A 20,995-nucleotide genomic window follows, 5' to 3' on the forward strand; every position below is an offset into this window, starting at 1 on the left:
AGGTTAGGAGATCCGCGGTCCAGACGCCGGTGGCCTGTGGAGAACTCCTGCCGATGTCCGATGTACGAACTATCGTCATCCACACGACTTGGTATATTAGAATATATCTTCGAGAAAGGATGCAGGGTGATCGGTCTCGATGCACTGGCCTCGCTCTCACCGGCGAGCGACTCCCGCGCGGGAGAAGTGCTGCGACTGCGCCGTGAGATCAGCCGGATGCAGCGCCGGCGCAGCGAGCATACGCTGATCCCCCTCGACCCCGCCTTCTCCGCACTCCTTCCCGAGGAAGGGCTGCAGACCGGAACCTCTTACACCGTCTCCCCCTCGCCGAGCCTGGTGCTCGCACTGCTCAGTGCCGCGTCCCAGAAGGGGCACTGGTGCGCCGTCGTCGGCATGCCGACCCTCGGCGTCGAAGCGGCAGCCGCATTCGGCATCGATCTCGCCCGGCTGATCCTCGTCCCCGACCCGGGAGAGCGCTGGCTCGCGGCGACCTCCGCGCTGGCCGAGGTCGTGCCCCTGATCGTCGTGAACCCCGCCACGCGGGCACGGGATGCCGACGTCTCCCGCTTGAGCGCCCGCCTGCGCGATCGCGGGTGCACACTCCTGGTCACCGAGACACCCGGCACCGGACGCTGGCCGCAGAGCGAGGGGACGATACGCCTTCACGACCCGCACTGGCACGGTCTCGGCGCCGGATGGGGGCTGCTCTCCGACTGCACCGTGACCGTGACCGCGCAGACCCGGCACACCTCTCGCCCGTCGAGCGTCCACGTGCGACTGCCGGGAGGCCACGGCGCCGTCGAGACGGTCGCGACCGAGCTCACCGCGCTGCCCTCCCTCTCCCCTGACATCGCCGGGCAGGGAGAGGCCGCACCCCCGGAGCTCCTGCGATGGGCGGAAGCCGGATGAACAGTCCGCTCCGCGTGCTCGTGCTGTGGTTTCCCGACTGGCCCCTGCGGGCCGCGCTCGGCAGCCCGCCTCCGCACCCGCCCACCGCTCTGGTGCAGGCGAACACGATCGTCGCCTGCACCGCCTCCGCCCGGGAGCACGGCGTGCGCACCGGTCAGCGCCGCCGCGTCGCCCAGGGCCACCTCTCCTCGCTGCGTGTGCTCCCCCACGACCCCGACCGCGACGAGCGCGCCTTCCTCCCCGTGCTGCACCTCATCGAGAAGCAGGCGCCAGGGGTCACCCTGCTGCGGCCCGGACTCGCGATCGTCCGCGCCCGGGGCATCTCCCGCTACCACGGCGGAGAGGCGGAAGCAGCCGAGGCGCTCACCGCCGTCCTCACGGAGGCCGGCTTCCCCGAGGTGCGCATCGGCGTCGCGGACGGCCCGTTCACCGCCGAGATCGCCGCGCGGGGGCCCACACCCTGCACGGTCGTGCCGCCCGGCGGATCCCGCGAGTTCCTCGCTCCCTTCCCCGTGCAGGTGCTGCGCGACGAGCAGATCGCCGGTCTCCTCGTCCGCCTCGGAGTGCGCACCCTCGGCGAGTTCACCGCGCTCGCCCCGCTCGATGTGCGCGACCGCTTCGGCGAACACGGTGCGCGCCTGCACGCGCTCGCCGCCGGCGCCGACTCCCGCCCGCTGACACCGCGTCCCCCCGACCCGGAACTCGTTCGGAACATCGAGTTCGACTCGCCGTTGGGTGGAGCGGATCAGGTCGCCTTCGCGGTGCGGCAGACGGCGGATGCGGTCATGCTCGCGCTCGGTGACGCCTCGGTCGTGTGCACGGAGGTGCGCATCGATCTGACCGACGACAACGGCGTGGTCTTCTCCCGGTCCTGGTTGCATCCGACCTGCTTCGATGCCTCCGACCTCGTGGATCGGGTGCGCTGGCAGCTGGAGGCCCTGGCCGCGCAGTCGGCGAAGGAACCGGTCGATGAGGCACGGGCGTTCGGCGGCATCATGGCGGTGCGCATCGTCCCCACCGCCGTGGACGACGCCGCCCATCACCAGCCGGGCCTCTTCGGATCCGGCACCGACGAGCGCCTGCACCACGCGGTCTCCCGCGTGCAGACCATGCTGGGGCATCAGGGCGTGCTCACGGCCGCGATATCCGGCGGCCGGTGGCTCGCCGATCGCCAGGTGCTGACGCCCTGGGGTGAGCGCACGGTCGCCCCTCGCGACCCGGAATCGCCCTGGCCGGGGAGCCTGCCCGATCCGCTCCCGGCAGAGGTGTTCCGCCCCCCGCGTCCGATCGGGGTGCTGGCGGCGGACGAGACCACCATCACCATCGACGAGCGCGGGGCGCTCTCGAGCGATCCCGCCCGCATCGACGGGGCGACCGTGCAGGCGTGGGCCGGTCCCTGGCCCGTCCACGAGCGCCGCTGGGCATCCGGCGGCGGCAAACGTGGGCACCGGCTGCAGATCGTCGACGATCACGACCGTGCCTGGCTGGTCTTCCACACCGGCGAGCGCTGGTGGGTCGAGGGGAGGTATCGCTGATGGGCTGGCACAATCCGCCCCTCTCCTGGAACGACCTGGAGCGCACCCTCAGCGGCGAGGAGTCGCCCCCGGCACCTCTCGGCGCCGAACCGCGCGGCCAGCGGACGGACCCAGGACCGGTGAGTCGGCGCCGCAAGCGCACTCCTCCCACCGCCACCGCGCGCCCCGAGGACGCGGTCCCCTATGCCGAGCTGCACGCCCACTCCTCGTACTCGTTCCTCGACGGCGCCTCCTCCCCCGAGGATCTCCTCGCCGAGGCCGACCGCCTCGGCCTGACCGCGCTCGCTCTCACCGACCACGACGGCTTCTACGGCGCCGCACGGTTCGCCGAGGTGGCAGACCTCATGGAGAGCCCGCTGCAGACCGTGTTCGGCGCCGAGCTGTCACTCGACCTGCCCGCACCGCAACGGGGTTCCGCCGATCCTGCCGGTGAGCACCTGCTCGTTCTCGCCCGCGGGATGGAGGGCTACCACCGGCTCTCGGGCGCGATCTCCGCGGCGCAGCTTCGTGGCGGAGAGAAAGGGCGCCCGGTATACGACCTCGACGACCTCGCCGCACGCGCGGGCGGGCACTGGACGATCCTGACCGGATGCCGCAAGGGTGCGGTGCGCCGCGGGCTCGAGGCCGGAGACGCGGCCACTCCGCTGCGCTCCCTCGTCGACCTGTTCGGAGCCGACCACGTCGCCGTCGAGCTCTTCGACCACGGAGACCCGCTGGACACCCGCCGCAACGACGCCCTCGCCGACCACGCCCGTCGGATGCGGCTGCCGGTGGTCGCGACCAACAACGTGCACTACGCCACCCCCGCACAGGCACCGCTCGCCGAAGCCGTGGCCGCGGTCCGCGCGGTGCGCAGCATGGATGAGCTCGACGGCTGGCTACCTGCACACGGCGGCGCGCATCTGCGCAGCGGAGCCGAGATGTCCGCGCGCTTCCAGCGCTATCCCGGAGCGATCTCCTACGGGCTCGAACTGGCGGCGGCATCCGCCTTCCCGCTGCGCCTCGCCCGACCGGCGCTCCCCCAGCAGGAGGTCCCGGAGGGGCACACGCCGATGAGCTGGCTGCGTCACCTGGTCTGGGAGGCCGTGCCGTCGAAGTACCCCCGGCTGGACGACGCCGGCCACCGTCGGATCGAACGCGAGCTGGATGTGATCGAGGAGAAGGACTTCCCGGGGTACTTCCTGATCGTGCACGGCATCGTCGCCGAGGCGCGCAGACGCGGCATCCTCTGCCAGGGTCGGGGATCGGCCGCGGCGAGCGCGGTCTGCTACCTGCTCGGGATCACCGCGGTCGACCCGATCCTCTACCGCCTCCCCTTCGAGAGGTTCCTGGCGACGACACGGACGGAGGAGCCGGACATCGACGTGGACTTCGACTCCGACCGCCGTGAGGAGATCATCCAGTGGGTGTACCGGGAGTACGGGAGGGAGCGCGCGGCCCAGGTGGCGAACGTCATCCAGTACCGGCCGAAGAACGCGGTGCGCGACATGGCGAGGGCGCTCGGTCATTCCCCCGGACAGCAGGATGCCTGGTCCCGCCAGGTCGACGGCTGGGGCGTGGGGCTCGAGCCCGTCGAGGGTCACGACATCCCGGAGAACGTGCTCGCCTACGCAGGTGAGCTGCTGAAGGCACCCCGCCACCTCGGCATCCACTCCGGCGGCATGGTGCTCACCGCGCGCCCGGTCGGCGAAGTCGTGCCGGTGGAGCATGCCCGCATGGAGAACCGCACCGTCATCCAGTGGGACAAGGACGACTCCGCCTTCATGGGCCTGGTGAAGTTCGACCTGCTGGGCCTCGGGATGCTCGCCGCCCTGCAGCACTGCTTCGACCTGATCCGGGAGAACACCGGCGAGGAGTGGACGCTGGAGCGCATCCCCAAGGAGGAGCCGGGGGTGTACGACATGCTCTGCCGAGCGGATTCGATCGGGGTCTTCCAGGTGGAGTCCCGCGCGCAGATCGGCCTGCTCCCCCGCCTGCAGCCCCGCTGCTTCTACGACCTCGCCATCCAGATCGCGCTCATCCGTCCCGGCCCCATCCAGGGAGGGGCCGTGCACCCCTTCGTGCGACGCAAGATGGCGAAGGATCGTGTCGACGAGGAGAACCGGAAGCGCCTGGCCCGGGGCGAGGAGCCCGTGGACTTCACGATCCCCTACCCGCACAGCGATCTGGAGGACATCCTCAAGCGCACGCTGGGCATCCCGATCTTCCAGGAGCAGCTCATCCAGATGGCGACGGCCATCGGCGACTGCACGGCCGATGAGGCCGACCTGCTGCGCCGGGCGATGGGGTCGAAACGCGGTCTGGAGAAGATCGAGAAGGTCAGGGACAAGCTCTACGCCGGCATGGCCAGGCGCGGGCTCACCGACGAGGCGGCCGATCGCATCTACGCCCAGATCCAGGCATTCTCGAACTTCGGCTTCGCGGAGTCGCACTCCCTGTCGTTCGCCCTGCTCGTCTACGCCAGCTCCTGGCTGAAGCTGCACTACCCCGCAGCGTTCCTCGCCGGCCTGCTGCGCTCGCAGCCGATGGGCTTCTACTCCGCGGCGACCCTCACCGCGGATGCCCGACGGCACGGGGTGGAGGTCCGCCGCCCCGATCTGCACGTCTCGGGGGCGACGGAGATGCTGGAGCCTCTCGACCAAGGCGCGTCCGCGCACGGGCCGACCGGCCGGGAGGACTGCCTCGACGATCCGCAACCGCCCACCCTCCGCTTCGACAGGGAAGCTCCAGACGAGTCCGCGGCACATCGGCGGGACGGCGGATCCGCGGTGCGACTGGGCCTCAGCGGCATCCGCGGGATCGGGGTGCCGATGGCGGAGAGGATCGTCGCCGAGCGCGAGGCGCACGGGCGGTACCGTGACCTGCACGATCTGGTGCGTCGGACGGATGCCACCGCCGCACAGCTGGAGGCACTCGCCACCGCCGGTGCCTTCGACTGCCTGGGGCTGGAGCGCCGAGAGGCCATCTGGCTCGCCGGCGCCGCGGCGGACGACCGCTCCCGCTTCCTTCCGGGGACCACCGTCGCCGTGCAACCGCCCCTGTTCGCCGATCAGACCAGCTACGAGCGGCTCTCGGCGGATCTCTGGGCGACCGGGGTGTCGACCGATGATCATCCGATGGCGCACTTCCGGGAGGCGCTGCGCACCCGCGGGGTGCTCACCGCCGCCGATCTGCAGGGCCACGAGGCCGGTCGCCGTATCGAGGTCGCCGGCCTCGTGACCCATCGCCAGCGGCCGGCGACCGCGTCAGGGATCACCTTCGTGAACCTCGAGGACGAGAGCGGACTGGTGAACATCGTCTGCTCGGCCGGAGTCTGGAACCGTTACCGCCGCGTCGCCCGGGAATCACCGGCGCTCATCATCCGCGGCATCCTGGAGCGGTCGGCCGAGGGAGTGGTCAATGTGCTCGCCGACGGTTTCGAGGATCTGCGCACCGGGCTCACGCACCGGTCCAGGGACTTCCGCTGACGGCGGCACTTCTCGGCTCGCCGCCCCCGACTCACCAGAAGCGCTCGGGCTCCTCCACCGGGGGCCGATCGGCGCCACTCCATCGGTCGGCTTTCGCCTTCGCGGCGTCGGCGGCCGCGTCGGCCCCGCGGAGGGCACGTTTGGCGCCCGTCGCTCCGGGCCCGATGGGGTCGACCAGCAGGGTGGTGTGCGCTCGGGGTCCTCCGATGGTCACCGTGCACTCCAGCACCCGGCCGATCCAGCGCGAGACGTCACCGCTCGGCTCCTCTGCGCGGCGGTACCGGACGCCGGTGTCGAGGTCGACGAGAGCGAGGACCACGGGTTCATCGGTGAGCGGATCGACCTGCTCGGTCACCTCGAGCCGGTGGCCGTGGGCGATGGCGACCTGAGCGGTGAGAACGAGCAGTCTGTCCATGAGTCCACCCTAAACATCGCCGACAGGAAGACAACAGGAGACCGGAATGCGCAACACTCGTAAATTTCTTTGTCCCCCAAATGGCGGACAAGGCGATTAAGCGGTACTCTGCTCACGTAGCGGGGGCTACAGGCTGAGATCTGGGGAGATCAGCCGAGAGCGCAGCGAGATCTTCGCCGCCTCCCCAACCGTCCGGGAAGGACGGTCAGCCCTCTCGACGGTACCGTCTGGGGCGGATCGTTCGGGAGGGCATACCCCCGTCGAGCCGCCGATCCGGCGCACGCTCAGTCGAGCGGGATCACCTCGAGGGTGTTCGACCGCACCGGCTCCTGTCCCATCTCGGGGGCGTAGGGGCTCAGGGTGTACTTGGCGAGGTACTCGGCATCGATGGCCGCGTTCGTCGCCTCATCGGTCACGCGCTCGAAGCGGACGTCCTTCGTGACACCACCGGCCGACACCCGACCGCGCAGACTGGCGAGTGCCGGGGCGTACCACTTGCCTTCCAGTCCCGTGTAGGAGCGCACGAACAGGCGACCGTCCACGGCGACCGCCCAGATCCCCACGGTCTTCGGCATCGTCCCGTCGTCGAGCTGCGCGGAGAGATCGAACATCTCCGGCGCGGCGATCGCGGCCAACTCGTCGGCGTTCCACATCGTCATCTGCCCACTCCTCCTGAGTCCCGTCGAGGCGCGACTCGCAAGATCGCGGATCGGCCGTGTCGTGGTGCGGCCGACGAGCGCCTCCGATGGCGTCAACCCCGAGCCCACCGTCGGCTATTCCCCGTCGCCGGAGCGGGGGTCACTCCTCGCGACGCTCTTCGTCGAGAGGCACCTCGGTCCGTTGGTCCACGGCGTCCGCTGAATCGGCGTCGGCCAGATCGACGTCCAGCGGACCAGGACCCGGCGCGGCCACCGCGACTTCCGGGTCTTCCGGCTCCTCGACCTCGGGGCGGGATTGCTCGTGCAGGTTGGCGTCCGGCTTCACCGCGTCGATCGGATCATGATTCAGAGACATACGATGCCCTTCTTCTCCAGAGATCCGTCCAGCATGCGACGCGTAGGTGCCCGAGCCAAGGGCCTTGACCTGCGCGATCGAATCGAGGCTGCCGGGCGGCTCCGTCGGTCCGAGCTAGCTCTGATCCCCCACGTGCCCCGGCGCGGTGAGGGAGAGCACCCGCTCGACGAACGCGGCGTACTCGTTCATGTAGTGCTGGAGGAAATCCCGCGTGCCGGCATCCTTCACCTCGCCGTCCGCGCCGAAGACCTCGGGATCGAACGTGATGTACGCCTCCGGGGCATTGAGCTGCGGAGCGTTGAGGAAGCTCAGCACGCTGCGCATCGACGACTGCATGACGGCGGTGCCGATGGCTCCGGTGGAAGCGCCGATGATGCCGGTGGGCTTACGGGCGAAGGAGTTGTGGCCCCAGGGACGGGATCCCCAGTCGATCGCGTTCTTCAACGCTCCGGGGATGGAGCGGTTGTACTCGGGCGACACCAGCAGCAGCCCCTCGGATCCCTCGATGGCACGCTTGAACTCGGTCACCGCGGCGACCGGATCGAGCTCGTCGTCGCGGTTGTAGAGCGGGAGATCGCGGATCGGGATCTCGACAAGTTCGAGGCTGTGCGGCGCCAGCCCCACGAGCGCTTTCGCGAGGACACGGTTGATCGAGTCGTGCGCGAGGCTTCCGATGACATAGCCGATGCGATGCGTCATGGTGTGCTCCGCAGGGAGGGCGTCCGGTCGGATGCGTCAGCGTGATCCCCGCGTCCTTCCATTTCCAGGATATCTCCGGGATGGGGGCTTGCCGCAAGGCCCCCTCCATGCGGCAGAATCGACCCTCGCTCGCGCGATCCGGCCCTCGCGTGTGAAGGAGACCCATGCCTTTCGACCCCTTCGACCTGCCCGAGAATCTGCACGCGAAAGCCACCCCTGCCCTCCTCGACGCCGACCGCGCGCATCTCCGACGGATCGCCGACACCCTGGAGGAGCAGCGCGCCGAGGTCACTCGCCGCCTCACCGAGGTGCGCCGCCAGCGTGCCGGCTTCGGGGACACCGCCGTGGACCGCGACCTGGAGATCCGCAGGCTGAGCGGGAGGCTCCGGATCCTGGAGCGCTTCGGCATCGACATCTGCCTGGGCAGGATGACGCCGACCGAGGGCGACCCGATCTACATCGGCCGCACGGGTCTGGCTGCGGCGGACGGCACCCGGCTGCTCGTCGACTGGCGGACTCCGGCGGCGGAACCGTACTTCGCCGCGACCATGGAGGACCCTCGCGGCATCGTCTCGCGTCGACGGTACCGGTGGACGGACGCTCGTATCCGCGACTACTGGGACGAGGCGCTCACCCCGGCGGGGTTCGATGGCGCGGCCTCCCTCGATGACCAGTCCGCCTTCATCGCCAGCCTCGGCACGCACCGCACGTCACGGATGCGCGACGTGCTCGCGACGATCCAGGCCGACCAGGATGCGATCATCCGCACTCCCTCCCCCGGCACTCTCGTCGTCGACGGTGGCCCCGGCACCGGAAAGACGGTCGTCGCGCTGCACCGGGCCGCGCACCTCCTGTATGCGGAGCCGCGACTGACCCAGAGCGCCGGGGGCATGCTGCTCGTCGGGCCGAACGCGCACTATCTCGCCTACGTCGAAGACGTGCTGCCGAGTCTCGGCGAGGACACGGTGCGGCTGTGCACCCTGCGCGACCTCGTGCCCGAAGGCGCGACCGCCGTCGAGGAGCCGGATCCACGAGTCGCCGCGGTGAAAGCCTCGCTTTCTCCTGACGCGATGCTGGACGCCGTAGCCCGGACCTTCGAGCGCCCTCCGCAGCACGCCATGCGTCTGGAATCGCCCTGGGCCGATCTCTGGCTGAGCCGCGAGGAGTGGGCCGAGGTGTTCACCGGCGCCGACCCCGCGGCGTCGCACAACGAGGCTCGCGACGAGGTCTGGGAGGAGATCGTGGAACTCCTCGTCGAACAGGTGGACGATCACGAGGTGCCGCCGCACGCGATCCGGCGTTGGCTGCGTCAGGACGACGACCTCACCGGGACGTTCGTGCGCGCCTGGCCGCTGCTGTCCCCGACCACCGTCGTGGGGCGGATGTGGAGCTCGCCCGATCTGCTGCGGAGGTGCGCTCCTCAGCTCTCCGCGGACGACATCGCGCTGCTGAAAAGGGACGAATCGGCGCCGTGGACCACGGCGGACCTTCCGTTCCTGGATGCCGCCAGGCGCCGCATCGGCGACCCGGAGTCCGTGCGCGAGGAACACCGTCGCCAGGCGGTGATCGCCTCCGCGCAGGAACAGATCTCCCACGTCATCGACCACCTGATCGAAGACGACGACAGCGAGATGAAGGTGATGTCGATCCTGCGCGGTCAGGACGCGCGGAACGTGCTGGTCGGCGTCGATGCTCCCCCGGCGGTCACGCCCGACGAGCTGGCCGGCCCCTTCGGGCACATCGTCGTCGACGAAGCACAGGAACTGACGGATGCGGAATGGCGGATGCTCGTCGCCCGCTGTCCCTCGCGCAGCTTCACCGTCGTCGGCGACCGCGCACAGGCTCGGCACGGATTCACCGAGACCTGGGAGGAGAGGCTCACGCGCATCGGTCTGCGCGACGTGCGGATCACCCACCTCGGCGTGAACTATCGGACACCCGCGGAGGTGATGGCGACGGCGGCGCCCCTCGTCCTCGCGGCGATCCCGGACGCGAACGTGCCGACGTCGGTGCGCGAGAGCGGGATCCCCGTCCGCTTCGGCGAGGCCGCAACGCTTCCGGACGTGCTCGGCGCCTGGCTCGACGCGCATCCCGACGGCGTGGCCTGTGTGATCGGCGACCCCGACTTCGCACCGACCGAAAGGGTGCGGTCGTTGACCCCCGAGGGTGCGAAGGGGCTCGAGTTCGACCTCGTCGCCCTCATGCAGCCGGAGCAGTTCGGCGACGACGTGACGGGCGCGGTCGACCGCTATGTCGCCATGACCAGGACGACACGCGAGCTGGTCATCCTGCGGTGAAATGAGCAGGTCTTGCCGCAGTCGGTGCAACGACTCCGGACCTGCGCAGACTCAGCGGGGCTTCGGATGAGCTTCAGCGGCCCATGCGCCCGCGGCGACGACGCACGCTCAGTGCACGAGCGCCTTGAGCACCACGAACACGAGCCCGAAGGACGCCGTCCCCAGGGCTCCGAGAATACGCACGAGAAGCGAGCTCCCCCGCCGGAGGAAGGCGACGTACCCGAGGAAGGCGAGGATGACGACGCCCGACCAGAGAGCGAGATCGTTCGCGAGGCCGTCCGGCATGATGCGGGTCGTGCCCGCCAGCAGGAACACCGCAGGCACCGTCGCCGAGCTGAGCATGCCCAGGGAGTGCTTCACCGATGCCGCGAACGCCGCACGGACGCCCACGCGCTCACCCTGTTCCCGTTCATCGCGATCGCTGACCCGCGCCACAGTGCCGGCATAGACATGCGCGCCCCAGAAAACCAGCACGGTGACGGCGACCGTGAAGAGCACCGCCAGCGAGGTCTCCCCGTGCGCCGAGGACACGGCCACCAAACCGCTGACCAGGATCGTGCCGTAGACGGCGGCCTCGGTTCCGAACCCCGAACGCAAGGCCCGGTGCACGCGCAGGATCCCGTCGTCCGCCGCCGCTCGCTGCCCATTCATACCCGCTACGGCTCCTGTTCGGTCGTGCCAGCGCTACATCGAGCTCCCATCATCTCCCGACGCGCAGCGGAACCTTCACGTCGCCACCCGCCTCCTCGGTGATCCGCGCACCCATCTGCACGAACGTCGGCTCGGCGACGAACCCGCCGGCGAACAGCGCCTGTCCCTGCACGAACTGCGCGGATCGCCGGATCGCCTCCTCCGAGGCGAAGCCGAACACATCGGCGAGCTCGGCGAGATCCCGCGGGGCGTTCACCCGCATCAACGCCAGGTTGTCGCACTGGGAGAGGACGTTGGGGTGGATCTTCGTCGGCCGCTGAGTCGACAGCAGCAGCCAGAGACCGAACTTGCGTCCCTCGGCGGCGATCTGCACCAGCTGCTCCGTGAGAGCCCGTTCGACCGCGGTCTCCGGATTCGGCGGGCAGAGGTTGTGCGCCTCATCGATGACGATCAGCACGGGACGCCGCTCTTCGCGTCGCGCCCAGAGATGTTCGAGCACCGCGAGAGCGGCGACCTTCGGCTCCGCCGGATGCTCGAAGCCGCCGAGGTCGAGGACCGTCACGCGGGGCCGCTCATCGATGACGTCCACGACGGATGCCGAACCGCGCGACCACAGCTCCCACTCGAGCACCTGCAGGTTCTCCATCCGGTTCGCGAGCCCCACCCGCGCGGGGTCCATCGACGCACGCAGGTCGGGGAGCATGTCGCGCGCATCGAAGCTCTCGGCCTCCTGCTCGACATGGATCAGGGCGTTGTACTCCTCGGCGTCGGCGATGGGATCCATCCGCAGCACGGCCGCCTTCGATGCGGGCACCAGATCGACGTAGCGCACGTGCAGCCGATCCCCGTCGCCCGCCCCCGAGCCGGAACGGAACACCCGGATGTCGGCTTCGGCGAGCCGCGACGCCTCCGCATCCTTGGCCGTGACCCTGGTCTCGCGCATCCGGGTGAAGTCACCGTTCGGGTCGAGGATGAGCATCGGCAGCTCGGTCTCCAGCAGCAGCTGCTCCAGCACCACGCCCAGCGCGTAGGTCTTGCCGCTCCCGCTCTGACCGACCCAGAAGGTGTGGCGGTTGAAGCGCCGCGCGTCGAGGTGGACGTGGGCTTCCGGGTCGCCGAGTGCAGTCCCGATCGTGAGGTTCGTCATCCTGGTGTGCGCCCTTTCGAGGTGTCGGTGCGATGATCGACATCTTCCTCGATCCCGTGCGGGGGCGCCAGCGTCGTCTCAGGCCGTCAGCCGGGGCCGTCGCTCGCCGCGGCGAGAAGCACGCCCACCATGTCGCTGATCGGCGTCGGGATGTCGTGCGCTCGGGCGAGCCGCGAGATGACACCGTTGCGGATGTCCCATTCCAGCGGACGGCCGCCTTCGCGATCCGCGAGGATCGAGGTTCCCAGGTCTTCCGGAGCCGACTGGAACTTCGCGAGGATCTCTTCCGGCACCTCGTCGCCGAGGAGCGCCCCCTCCGCACGAGCGACAGCGAGGCACTCTCGAAGGTACGCGACAGTCAGCCGAGCGACATCGGGGCGGCGAAAGATGCCGGAGCGCCGACCGGTGACTGCCATGAGTCCGGCCGCGGCGTTCTGCATCAGCTTGCGCCAGGCGACGGAGGCGAATTCCGGGGACAGGTCGACCGAGCACCGGGTTCCGCGCAACGCGTCGGCCACGCGCCGCGCCGCATCCACGTCGGGCACGGTCAGGCGCGCGGGTGCACGCAACCAGACCGCGCCATCCGGCTGTGCCTGGGCGGGGAACCACACCACCGCCGGCAGCACCTGTGCCCCGTTCGCGAACGGGGCGACGCTCGACACCTGTTCGACGCCGTTCTGCAGCACGCACACGATCGTGCCCGGCCCGCACAGGGCCGCCAACCACGGCGCGGCGTCCGCGATCTGCGTCGCCTTCACCGCGAGGAAGACGAGGTCGACTCGATCCGTGACGAGCTCGGGGTCCGTCAGGACCGGCCCGGGCACGATGATGCGGTCGCCGTCCGCGATCAGCGCGAGGTCCTCCTTGGCGGTGCGGCCGCAGAGCTGCGGTACGAGGCCGCGCTCGTGCAATGCCGCTGCCACGACGGTGCCGATCGCGCCGGGGCCGACGACCGCGACGGTCAGTGGCGGGGATACGTCGGACACGACCTCAGGCACCCATCGTTCGGGGTGCCTGGTTACCCGGTCCGGTACGTCGATCGCCTTCTCCTGCCGTGATCTGCCCTGCGGACGCACGAGGCCCGAACATCGAGCCGCTGGTAGGCCCACGCCGTCGGGCGGGCCGGAACACCATCAATTGTGTCACCGCTACCGACCGCTTCCGTGCCGTGTCATCGCGGCGGCACGAATCGCAGCCGTGTCGCAGGGGCAGGAGGGTTTTCCCTCCTCCGGTTCGAGGGGTTTCCCTGAAGACGCCGTCTCGCGAGTTCACCAGAGTGGAGTCGTGAACACCAAGTCTCTTCTCTACACCTGGTTCGGCTGTCTGATCGGTTGTCTGCCGCTCCTCGCCCTGTTCCTCGTTCCGCAACTCATGCGCAGCCGGGCCGGCGACGAGCGACTCCTGCTCGCGGGCACGACATTGCTGTTGCTCCTGCTCGTGAGCGCCTTCGCGCTCGCCCCGGTGATGTCGTCGTGGTTCAGCCCGATCAAGCCGATCTGGGAGCCTCGGACCGCACTTCGTTCGGCCCGAACCGTCTGGCGTCGATCCACGCGTGGTGCCGTCGGTGCGCTCGCGGTCGGCATCGCCGTCTACGCGGCAGGACAGGCGGTCGGTTACGTGATCGGCGCGATCGTCCCCTACGTGAGCGATAACCCCGCGCACATCAACGACCCGACCCAGTCGCCGTGGCTGATCCACTATCCCGAATACGCGCTCCAGGCGAGCTTTCTCTATGTGATGACGGCTTTCGCCGTCGCGGTCTACAGCTGGCGCATCCGGGCGTTGCGCCAACGGAGCTGAGCGGCGCCACTCGCCTCAGCGGCGGGGGGCCGCGGTGGAGGCGCGGACGATCAATTCGGAGGAGAGAGGTGGGATGTCTCCGAGAACCGTGCCCGAGAGCGTCTTCAGGAGAAGGTCGACCGCCAGCGCGCCGCAGCGTTCGATGGGCATGCGCACGGTGGTCAGCCCGGGGGTGACCGCTCCGGCGAGATCGATGTCGTCGATACCGACGATGCTGATGTCCGACGGACAGTGCCGTCCCAGTTCGGACATCCCCGCTTCGACGCCGAGGGCGACGAGGTCGTTGTAGGCGATCACCGCCGTGGCACCGCTGGCGGCGGCGAGAGCGGCAGCGGCCCGGCCGCCCTGGATCGAAGCCGCTTGATGGCTCAGACGGGTCAGCCGGGTCCCATGGCGTTCACAGGCCGCAGCGATCGTCTCGAAACGGCGCGCGTCGGCCCACGAGCCGCGCGGCCCCGAGGCGTACGCGATGTGCTCGTGCCCGAGCGCGACGAGGTGTTCGATCGCCTGGGCGGGCCCGTGCTCGGTGTCCATGAGCACGCAGGCGATGCCGTCGATCTGGCGGTTGACGACCACCACGGGAGCGTCGCCGACCAGGTCGAGCACGTCGGCGTCGGGCAGTCGCGGGGAGCACAGCAGCATCCCGTCGAGTTTGCGGGCCTGCTCGATCTGCTCGTGTTCCCGACGTCGGTCTTCGTCGGCATCGAAGAGCACGATGCGGTGGCGTCCATGCCACGCCTGCCCCTGGATGGCTTTGAGCAGCATGCCGTACACGGGGTTGGCGACATCGGGGACGACGACGCCGAACGTGCGGGTGGCGGTCCCCGTCTGCGTGTTGGCGTAGCCCAGTTCGACGGCGGCCTCGAGCACGCGCTCGCGCGTCGTCGGCGCGAGCCTGTCGGGCTCACCGAATGCGCGGGATGCCGTGGCGATGGAGACGCCGGCGCGCCTTGCCACGTCCGTCAGTGTCGCTGCCACGTCGCCCTCCCGTTCGTCAGCAATCCTAGATCATCACCCCCGACCATGTAACGACTTGACAAGTTTGTACAAACCATTCACACTGCTTTACATGACGATCAACGCCGATCTCCGGATCCTGAGCCGAGCTGCCTCCACGGCCACCGTTCCGATGGTCTCCCCCAGCGGCGCCGGCATGCTCCACCTCGGCCTCGGCAGCTTCCACCGCGCACACCAGGCGGTCTACACCGCCGCCGCACTCCAGGCCACGGGCGGCGACTGGGGCATCATCGGCGTCGCGTCGCGTTCCCGCTCGATCGTCGATGCCCTGCACGCCCAGGACTTCCTCTACTCGGTCGCGACCATCGCGCCCGGCAGCACCTCGCTCACGATCCCGGGAGTGCACACCGACGCGTTCGTCGGCGCCGAGCAGCCCGAGCGCGTGATCGCCCACATCGCCGACCCCGGCATCCGCATCGTGACCCTCACGGTCACCGAGAACGGCTACAGCTACTCCCCCGCGACGCAGCACCTCGACCTCGATGACGACACCGTTCGCGCCGACCTCCGAGGCGGGGCGGCCCGCTCGACGATCGGCCAGCTCGCCCGCGGACTCCAGGCCCGCGCCGCCGCCGGAGGAGCGCCGATCTCCATCCTCAGCTGCGACAACCTCTCCGCCAACGGCGCCCACACCGAGAAGCTCGTGCGCGAGTTCCTGCAGGAGCTTCCGGGCTCCGAGAGTGCGGACGCCCTCGCGTTCCTCGACCGTGCGGTGACGTTCCCCTCCAGCATGGTCGACCGCATCGTCCCGGCGACCACCACAGAGCTGCGCACTCGAGTCAGCACCCTGCTCGGCGCTCGCGACGACATCCCCGTGCCTGCCGAGCCCTTCACGATGTGGGCGATCGAAGACCGGTTCGCCGGCGGTCGGCCCGCCTGGGAGGCGGGCGGAGCCGTGTTCACGGACGAGGTCGGGCGCTACGAGCAGATGAAGGTGCGGCTGCTCAACGGCACGCACTCCCTCATCGCCTACCTCGGCGCCCTCAGCGGCGTCGGAACGATCCCGGAGGCCATCGGGCTCGACGGCATCGAGAGCGCCGCGCGCGCCGTGCTGCGCGACGAGTACGAGCCGTCGATCGAGGTTCCCTCCGGCGTCGACATCCGCGCCTACGAGAGCGAGTTGTTCGAGCGCTGGGCCAACAGCGCGCTCGGCCACCGCACGAGCCAGGTCGGCACCGACGGCTCGGTCAAGCTGCGCCAGCGCATCCCGGAACCCGCACTGCGCGTTCTGCGCGACGGAGGGATGCCGCACCTGATCGCCTTGACCGTCGCCGGCTACCTGTCGTGCATCGCTCCGCTGCCCGGATTCGATCCCGGCCTGCACGCCGCCGCCATGACCGACGGCGCCCGCGAGCGTCTCGCCGGATTCGCGGCGACCGCCCGCAACGGACGCGAACTCGCGCAGCGCGTGATCGGCGAGCTGCACCTGTTCGGTGATGGACTCGGATCGCAGGATGCGTTCATCGCGCGCGTCGGCGAGCTCGTCGACGTCATCCGGCGTCGGGGAGTCGATGCCGCGATCGCCGACGCCCTCTCGGCATCCCAGACCGCGACATCATCGTTCATCAGCGCAGAGGAGATGCAGCCATGAAGGCTCTCGCCATCCACGGCAAGGAAGACATCCGCTGGGAAGACCGCGAGGTTCCGCCCCCCGGCGACGGAGAGGTCCGACTCCGCGTCAGCTACGTGGGCATCTGCGGGTCCGACCTGCACTACTACTTCCACGGCGCCAACGGCGAGTACACGATCCGAGAGCCTCTCACCCCCGGTCACGAGCTCTCGGGCGTCGTCGACCTCGACCCGTCGGGCCGGCTGGCGCCCGGCACTCCCGTCACCGTGCACCCCGCCCGTTACGGAGCCGAGGCCCCCGGCCTCGAGGATCACCCGCACCTGCGCCCCGGCGGCGACTACTTCGGCAGCGCGGCCGCGGATCCGCACCGTCAGGGCGGAGCATCCGAGCTGCTGATCGTCGAAGACCACATGGTCCGCGTGCTCCCGGCCTCCCTGCCGCTCGAGCGGGCGGCCCTCGCCGAACCGCTGGCCGTCGCGATCCACGCCGTGAGCCTCGCCGGAGACATCGCCGGCAAGCGGGTGCTCGTGATCGGCGCCGGCCCCATCGGCCTGCTCGTGGTCGCCGCTGCGCTCAATGCCGGCGCCGCGGTCGTGGGCGCCAGCGATGTGCGCGAAGAGCCCCTCAGCCGCGCTCAGGCACTCGGCGCATCCGAGGTCTCGCTCGTCGGCCGCGACACGATCGAGAACGAGTCGTATGACATCGTCCTCGAGTGCTCCGGCGTCGGCGTCGCACTCACTCAGGCGGTGCGCGCAGCCCGCCGCGTCGGAACGATCGTTCAGGTCGGGATGCTCCCGAACGCCGAGATCGGAGTGAACCTCGCCCCGATGCTCGCCAAAGAGCTGACCATCCGCGGCGCCTTCCGCTTCTCCACCGAGATCGACGACGCGGTCGCCCTGCTGGCCGAGTCCGACGCCCTCGACTCCGTCATCTCCCACGTGCTCCCGGCATCCGATGCCGTCCAGGCGTTCGAGCTCGCCCGCGACTCGTCCGCCTCGGCCAAGGTCCTCCTGGCCCTCTAGCGAATCACCCCCACCCGGCGGCCCCGCCGCACCGATACACCCACCCTGTTCCTGGTCCGAAGGAGTACCTCCCATGTCCGAACCGCAGACGACCGCCACGGTCGCCGACCCCGCCGCGAAGAGGTCGGTACGCGACCTCGTGCGCGCCGCCATCTCGGGGTGGCTCGGCACCGCCCTCGAGTTCATGGACTACCAGCTCTACTCGCTGGCCGCCGCGCTCGTCTTCGCCGACCTGTTCTTCTCCTCCGAGAACCCGGCCGTCGCCGTCGTCGCCGCGATGGCCACCTACGGCGTCGGCTACGTCGCCCGCCCGGTGGGTGCGTTCTTCTTCGCACGACTCGGTGACAAGACCGGTCGCACGAAGGTGCTGTTCTACACGATCCTCCTGATGGGTCTCGCGACCACCCTCATCGGCTTCCTGCCGACGTACTCGCAGGTGGGCGTGCTCGCGCCGATCCTCCTCGTGCTGCTTCGCATCGCGCAGGGCTTCGGTGCCGGAGCCGAGATCTCGGGTGCCGGCGTCATGCTCGCCGAGTACGCGCCGGCCAAGCGTCGCGGCATCATCGCCTCGCTCGTCGCGCTCGGCACGAACTGCGGCACGCTGCTCGCCTCGGGCATCTGGGCCATCCTGCTCGTCGCGTACAGCGAAGACGAGGTCATCGCCTGGGCCTGGCGCATCCCCTTCATCGCGAGCGCCGTGATCATGCTCTTCGCGATCTGGGTGCGCTTCAACCTCAAGGAGACCCCGGTCTTCGAGGAGCGCGACGATGTCGTCGACGGCAAGGCCCTGTCCCGCGACGAGGCGATCCAGCTCGCCACCGAGACCGGCGACATCCGCACCCTCGAGGCGATGCAGCGCAAGCCCTGGAAGGCGTTCTCGATCGCGCTCCTGCTGCGCTTCGGCCAGGCCGGCAACTCCGGAATGATCCAGACCTACCTGATCAGCTACATCACCGTCGTGCTGCTGCTGGACCGCTCGATCGGCGTGAACGCCGTGATCGTCTCGTCGCTCGTCGCCTTCATCACGGTGCCGCTCTCCGGCTGGCTCGGCGACCGCTTCGGCCGCAAGCGCATGTACATGGTCTGGGCGATCATCGCGCTCATCATCATCGTCCCGACGATGCTGATGATCAGCAGCAAGGACACCGTGCAGGTCTTCGTCGGCTACGTCGTGCTGCACAACCTCGCCGTGATGAGCTTCGCGTCGCTCGAGAACCTCACGCTCCCGGAGCTCTTCGGATCGCGCAACCGCTACACGTTCACCGCCATGGCACGCGAGATCGCCGCCATCGTCGCGACCGGCGCGGGCCCCGTCATCGCCGCGGCATGGGTGTCGGCCGTCACCGGCTCGTTCATCCCGATCATCATCATGCTCTTCATCTTCACGCTGTGCGCCCTCATCGCCTCGATCTGGATGCCGGAGGTCGCCGGTCGCGACCTCACGGATCCGCGCGACGCGATCTGATCGCCCTGCCCGTAACGACCAGGGGTGCGGACGCCCGAACGTCCGCACCCCGCACCTCGCCCCGCATCTTCAGGAGAACGACATGACCATCGAGATCGTCGACGTCAACATCACCAGCCCCGGACGCAACTTCGTCACGCTCAAGATCACGACCTCCGACGGCATCGTCGGCCTGGGCGACGCCACCCTCAACGGACGTGAGCTCGCCGTGGCGTCGTACCTCTCCGATCACGTCGCCTCGATGCTCGTCGGCCGCGATGAGGACCGCATCGAAGACACCTGGCAGTACCTCTACCGCGGCCCGTACTGGCGCCGCGGACCGGTGACCATGGCGGCGATCGCCGCGGTCGACATGGCCCTCTGGGACATCAAGGCCAAGAAGGCCGGGATGCCGCTGTACCAGCTGCTCGGCGGCGCGAGCCGCGATGGCGTCCGCGTCTACGCGCACGCCTCCGGCACCGACTACGCCGCCCTCAAGAACGCGATCACCGGATACGAGGAGCTCGGCTACACCGCCGTGCGCGTGCAGACCGGAGTGCCCGGCCTCGGCCAGATCTACGGCGTCTCGGCTACCGGCCCCGGTGTGCGCTACGACTACGAGCCCGCCAAGCGCTCGGGTGACCGCCCCAGCGAAGAGACGTGGGACACCCGCAACTACCTGAACCACATGCCCGGGATCTTCTCGCAGATCCGCGAGGACTTCGGGACCGACCTGCGCATCCTCCACGACGGACACCACCGGATGTCGCCGATCGAGGCCGCACGCTTCGCGAAGGACATCGAGCCCTACGACCTGTTCTGGCTCGAGGACTGCACCCCGGGTGAGGACCAGAGCGCGCTGCGCCTCGTGCGCCAGCACTCGACGACACCGCTCGCGATCGGCGAGGTCTTCAACTCGGTCTACGACTACCAGACCCTCATCACCGAGCGCCTGATCGACTACGTGCGCTCGGCCGTCACCCACACCGGAGGCATCACCGCGATGAAGAAGCTGCTCGACTTCGCGGCGATCTACGGCATCCGCTCCGGCATCCACGGCCCGACCGACATCTCCCCCGTCGGCATGGCGGCAGCTCTGCACCTCGACCTCGCGATCCACAACTTCGGCATCCAGGAGTACATGCCCCACAACGCGCAGACGCTCGAGGTGTTCCAGACCTCCTTCACCTTCGACAAGGGCTTCCTGCACCCCGGCGACAAGCCCGGTCTGGGCGTCGACCTCGACGAGGACGCCGCCGCCGGCCACGAGTACACCAAGGCCTACCTGCCGGTGAACCGTCTGCTCGACGGGACCGTCCATGACTGGTGAGGCTCTGACTGGTGAGGCCATGACTGGTGAGGTCCGCCGGGTCGCCCTCCCGCAGCGCACGGTCGACTCGCGCCTGGTCGTCGTCGCCCGCGCTAAGCGGGCCGAGGACTACGACGCCGTGCTCGATGTGCTGGTGGACGCGGGTATCCGCAGCGTCGAGCTGACGCTGACCACGCCGGGGACGTTCGAGCACTTCCCGCAGCTGCGCGCACGGTTCGGCGACGCGATCGACCTCGGTGTCGGCACCGTGACGAACGCCCTCGACCTCTCCCGGGCGGTCGAGGTGGGCGCGACGTATCTCGTGACCCCGATCACCTCGGCCGATTTCGTCACCCAGGCGACGGATGCCGGAGTGCCGATCGTTCCGGGCGGCCTGACCCCGACCGAGCTGTTCGCGTCGTGGTCGGCGGGCGCCTCGGCCGTGAAGATCTTCCCCGCGGGGCAGGTCGGTCCCGGCTACCTCAAGGACCTGCGGGGCCCCTTCCCCGATCTCGTCGCGGTCCCGTCGGGCGGGGTTGATCTCGCAGGTGCCTCAGCCTGGCTGCAGGCCGGCGCTGCGGCGGTGAGTGTGGGCGGTCCACTTCTCGGCGATGCCTTTTCCGGCGGAGACCTGAGCGCTCTGCGTGACCGGGCGATGGCCTTCGTCGAGGTCTGTGCACGCTGAGTTCGCCGAGAGAT

Annotated in this window: 18 protein-coding genes; 10 read left to right on the forward strand and 8 right to left on the reverse strand. The window is 69.6% G+C overall.

Going from position 1 to position 20,995, the window contains the following annotated elements; all coding sequences use genetic code 11:
- The first annotated feature begins 126 nt into the window (after positions 1-126).
- From ACWGO6_RS12845 to ACWGO6_RS12855, 3 genes are read left to right on the forward strand one after another with little or no spacing between them, the layout of a single operon-like run.
- Positions 127-909, forward strand: a complete 783-nt coding sequence (locus ACWGO6_RS12845) for a hypothetical protein (RefSeq protein WP_452326890.1) — start codon at positions 127-129, stop codon at positions 907-909.
- On the forward strand, positions 906-2,444 hold the full coding sequence (locus ACWGO6_RS12850; RefSeq protein WP_452326891.1) for a DNA polymerase Y family protein: 1,539 nt from the start codon (positions 906-908) through the stop codon (positions 2,442-2,444). Before ACWGO6_RS12845 ends, ACWGO6_RS12850 begins: the two co-directional genes overlap by 4 nt.
- Positions 2,444-5,911, forward strand: a complete 3,468-nt coding sequence (locus tag ACWGO6_RS12855; protein ID WP_452326892.1) for an error-prone DNA polymerase — start codon at positions 2,444-2,446, stop codon at positions 5,909-5,911. The genes ACWGO6_RS12850 and ACWGO6_RS12855 overlap by 1 nt, the downstream gene beginning before the upstream one ends.
- A gap of 31 nt (positions 5,912-5,942) precedes the next feature.
- Here ACWGO6_RS12855 and ACWGO6_RS12860 read toward each other — a convergent pair whose 3' ends face one another.
- The 4 genes from ACWGO6_RS12860 to ACWGO6_RS12875 all read right to left on the reverse strand — a co-directional run bounded on the left by ACWGO6_RS12860 (position 5,943) and on the right by ACWGO6_RS12875 (position 8,039).
- Positions 5,943-6,326 carry a hypothetical protein gene (locus ACWGO6_RS12860; protein WP_452326893.1) on the reverse strand — a complete coding sequence of 128 codons (384 nt, stop codon included), beginning with the start codon at positions 6,324-6,326 and terminating at the stop codon, positions 5,943-5,945.
- Positions 6,327-6,610: 284 nt separating this feature from the next.
- Positions 6,611-6,985 (reverse strand): DUF2255 family protein, encoded by a 375-nt coding sequence (locus ACWGO6_RS12865; RefSeq protein WP_452326894.1) that lies wholly within the window; start codon positions 6,983-6,985, stop codon positions 6,611-6,613.
- Positions 6,986-7,124: 139 nt separating this feature from the next.
- Positions 7,125-7,340 carry a hypothetical protein gene (locus tag ACWGO6_RS12870; protein ID WP_452326895.1) on the reverse strand — a complete coding sequence of 72 codons (216 nt, stop codon included), beginning with the start codon at positions 7,338-7,340 and terminating at the stop codon, positions 7,125-7,127.
- A 114-nt stretch (positions 7,341-7,454) separates the two neighbouring features.
- Complete coding sequence (locus tag ACWGO6_RS12875) at positions 7,455-8,039, reverse strand: NADPH-dependent FMN reductase (RefSeq protein WP_452326896.1); 585 nt, start codon at positions 8,037-8,039, stop codon at positions 7,455-7,457.
- Positions 8,040-8,203: 164 nt separating this feature from the next.
- Here ACWGO6_RS12875 and helR point away from each other — a divergent pair, with 164 nt between their 5' ends.
- Positions 8,204-10,336, forward strand: a complete 2,133-nt coding sequence (gene helR, locus ACWGO6_RS12880) for an RNA polymerase recycling motor ATPase HelR (RefSeq protein WP_452326897.1) — start codon at positions 8,204-8,206, stop codon at positions 10,334-10,336.
- Between the two features lie 108 nt (positions 10,337-10,444).
- Here helR and ACWGO6_RS12885 read toward each other — a convergent pair whose 3' ends face one another.
- The 3 genes from ACWGO6_RS12885 to ACWGO6_RS12895 form a co-directional block, all read right to left on the reverse strand.
- Positions 10,445-10,987 (reverse strand): hypothetical protein, encoded by a 543-nt coding sequence (locus ACWGO6_RS12885; protein WP_136042212.1) that lies wholly within the window; start codon positions 10,985-10,987, stop codon positions 10,445-10,447.
- A 49-nt stretch (positions 10,988-11,036) separates the two neighbouring features.
- The gene (locus ACWGO6_RS12890) at positions 11,037-12,134 is read right to left on the reverse strand and encodes an ATP-binding protein (protein WP_136057617.1); all 1,098 of its coding nucleotides are present in this window, start codon (positions 12,132-12,134) and stop codon (positions 11,037-11,039) included.
- An 86-nt stretch (positions 12,135-12,220) separates the two neighbouring features.
- Positions 12,221-13,120 carry an oxidoreductase gene (locus tag ACWGO6_RS12895; RefSeq protein ID WP_452326898.1) on the reverse strand — a complete coding sequence of 300 codons (900 nt, stop codon included), beginning with the start codon at positions 13,118-13,120 and terminating at the stop codon, positions 12,221-12,223.
- Between the two features lie 298 nt (positions 13,121-13,418).
- Here ACWGO6_RS12895 and ACWGO6_RS12900 point away from each other — a divergent pair, with 298 nt between their 5' ends.
- On the forward strand, positions 13,419-13,934 hold the full coding sequence (locus ACWGO6_RS12900; RefSeq protein WP_452326899.1) for a hypothetical protein: 516 nt from the start codon (positions 13,419-13,421) through the stop codon (positions 13,932-13,934).
- Between the two features lie 15 nt (positions 13,935-13,949).
- Here the strand turns inward: ACWGO6_RS12900 and ACWGO6_RS12905 are convergent, their stop codons facing one another.
- Positions 13,950-14,891, reverse strand: coding sequence for a LacI family DNA-binding transcriptional regulator (locus ACWGO6_RS12905; protein WP_452326900.1), 942 nt, complete (start codon positions 14,889-14,891; stop codon positions 13,950-13,952).
- A gap of 112 nt (positions 14,892-15,003) precedes the next feature.
- On the opposite strand from ACWGO6_RS12905, the gene ACWGO6_RS12910 reads away from it, so the two are divergent.
- The 5 genes from ACWGO6_RS12910 (at position 15,004) to ACWGO6_RS12930 (ending at position 20,981) form a co-directional block, all read left to right on the forward strand.
- Positions 15,004-16,542 carry a mannitol dehydrogenase family protein gene (locus ACWGO6_RS12910; RefSeq protein WP_240745089.1) on the forward strand — a complete coding sequence of 513 codons (1,539 nt, stop codon included), beginning with the start codon at positions 15,004-15,006 and terminating at the stop codon, positions 16,540-16,542.
- Entirely contained in the window at positions 16,539-17,543 is a 1,005-nt protein-coding gene (locus ACWGO6_RS12915; RefSeq protein WP_452326901.1) for an L-idonate 5-dehydrogenase, read from the forward strand. Before ACWGO6_RS12910 ends, ACWGO6_RS12915 begins: the two co-directional genes overlap by 4 nt.
- Positions 17,544-17,616: 73 nt before the next feature.
- Complete coding sequence (locus ACWGO6_RS12920) at positions 17,617-19,008, forward strand: MFS transporter (RefSeq protein WP_136042217.1); 1,392 nt, start codon at positions 17,617-17,619, stop codon at positions 19,006-19,008.
- A gap of 82 nt (positions 19,009-19,090) precedes the next feature.
- Positions 19,091-20,317 (forward strand): D-mannonate dehydratase ManD, encoded by a 1,227-nt coding sequence (manD, locus tag ACWGO6_RS12925; protein WP_136042218.1) that lies wholly within the window; start codon positions 19,091-19,093, stop codon positions 20,315-20,317.
- A 19-nt stretch (positions 20,318-20,336) separates the two neighbouring features.
- The gene (locus ACWGO6_RS12930; RefSeq protein WP_452326902.1) at positions 20,337-20,981 is read left to right on the forward strand and encodes a bifunctional 4-hydroxy-2-oxoglutarate aldolase/2-dehydro-3-deoxy-phosphogluconate aldolase; all 645 of its coding nucleotides are present in this window, start codon (positions 20,337-20,339) and stop codon (positions 20,979-20,981) included.
- Positions 20,982-20,995 lie beyond the last annotated feature (14 nt).

This window comes from Microbacterium sp. NPDC055665 (assembly GCF_053618035.1).

What these genes read in the sequence shown, in the direction of transcription:
- ACWGO6_RS12850 (WP_452326891.1), top strand. Translation starts at nt 906, where the DNA reads ATGAACAGTCCGCTCCGCGTGCTCGTGCTGTGGTTTCCCGACTGGCCC.
- ACWGO6_RS12855 (WP_452326892.1), top strand. Translation starts at nt 2,444, where the DNA reads ATGGGCTGGCACAATCCGCCCCTCTCCTGGAACGACCTGGAGCGCACC.
- ACWGO6_RS12860 (WP_452326893.1), bottom strand. Translation starts at nt 6,326, where the DNA reads ATGGACAGACTGCTCGTTCTCACCGCTCAGGTCGCCATCGCCCACGGC.
- ACWGO6_RS12865 (WP_452326894.1), bottom strand. Translation starts at nt 6,985, where the DNA reads ATGACGATGTGGAACGCCGACGAGTTGGCCGCGATCGCCGCGCCGGAG.
- ACWGO6_RS12870 (WP_452326895.1), bottom strand. Translation starts at nt 7,340, where the DNA reads ATGTCTCTGAATCATGATCCGATCGACGCGGTGAAGCCGGACGCCAAC.
- ACWGO6_RS12875 (WP_452326896.1), bottom strand. Translation starts at nt 8,039, where the DNA reads ATGACGCATCGCATCGGCTATGTCATCGGAAGCCTCGCGCACGACTCG.
- helR (WP_452326897.1), top strand. Translation starts at nt 8,204, where the DNA reads ATGCCTTTCGACCCCTTCGACCTGCCCGAGAATCTGCACGCGAAAGCC.
- ACWGO6_RS12885 (WP_136042212.1), bottom strand. Translation starts at nt 10,987, where the DNA reads ATGAATGGGCAGCGAGCGGCGGCGGACGACGGGATCCTGCGCGTGCAC.
- ACWGO6_RS12890 (WP_136057617.1), bottom strand. Translation starts at nt 12,134, where the DNA reads ATGACGAACCTCACGATCGGGACTGCACTCGGCGACCCGGAAGCCCAC.
- ACWGO6_RS12910 (WP_240745089.1), top strand. Translation starts at nt 15,004, where the DNA reads ATGACGATCAACGCCGATCTCCGGATCCTGAGCCGAGCTGCCTCCACG.
- ACWGO6_RS12915 (WP_452326901.1), top strand. Translation starts at nt 16,539, where the DNA reads ATGAAGGCTCTCGCCATCCACGGCAAGGAAGACATCCGCTGGGAAGAC.
- ACWGO6_RS12920 (WP_136042217.1), top strand. Translation starts at nt 17,617, where the DNA reads ATGTCCGAACCGCAGACGACCGCCACGGTCGCCGACCCCGCCGCGAAG.
- manD (WP_136042218.1), top strand. Translation starts at nt 19,091, where the DNA reads ATGACCATCGAGATCGTCGACGTCAACATCACCAGCCCCGGACGCAAC.
- ACWGO6_RS12930 (WP_452326902.1), top strand. Translation starts at nt 20,337, where the DNA reads ATGACTGGTGAGGTCCGCCGGGTCGCCCTCCCGCAGCGCACGGTCGAC.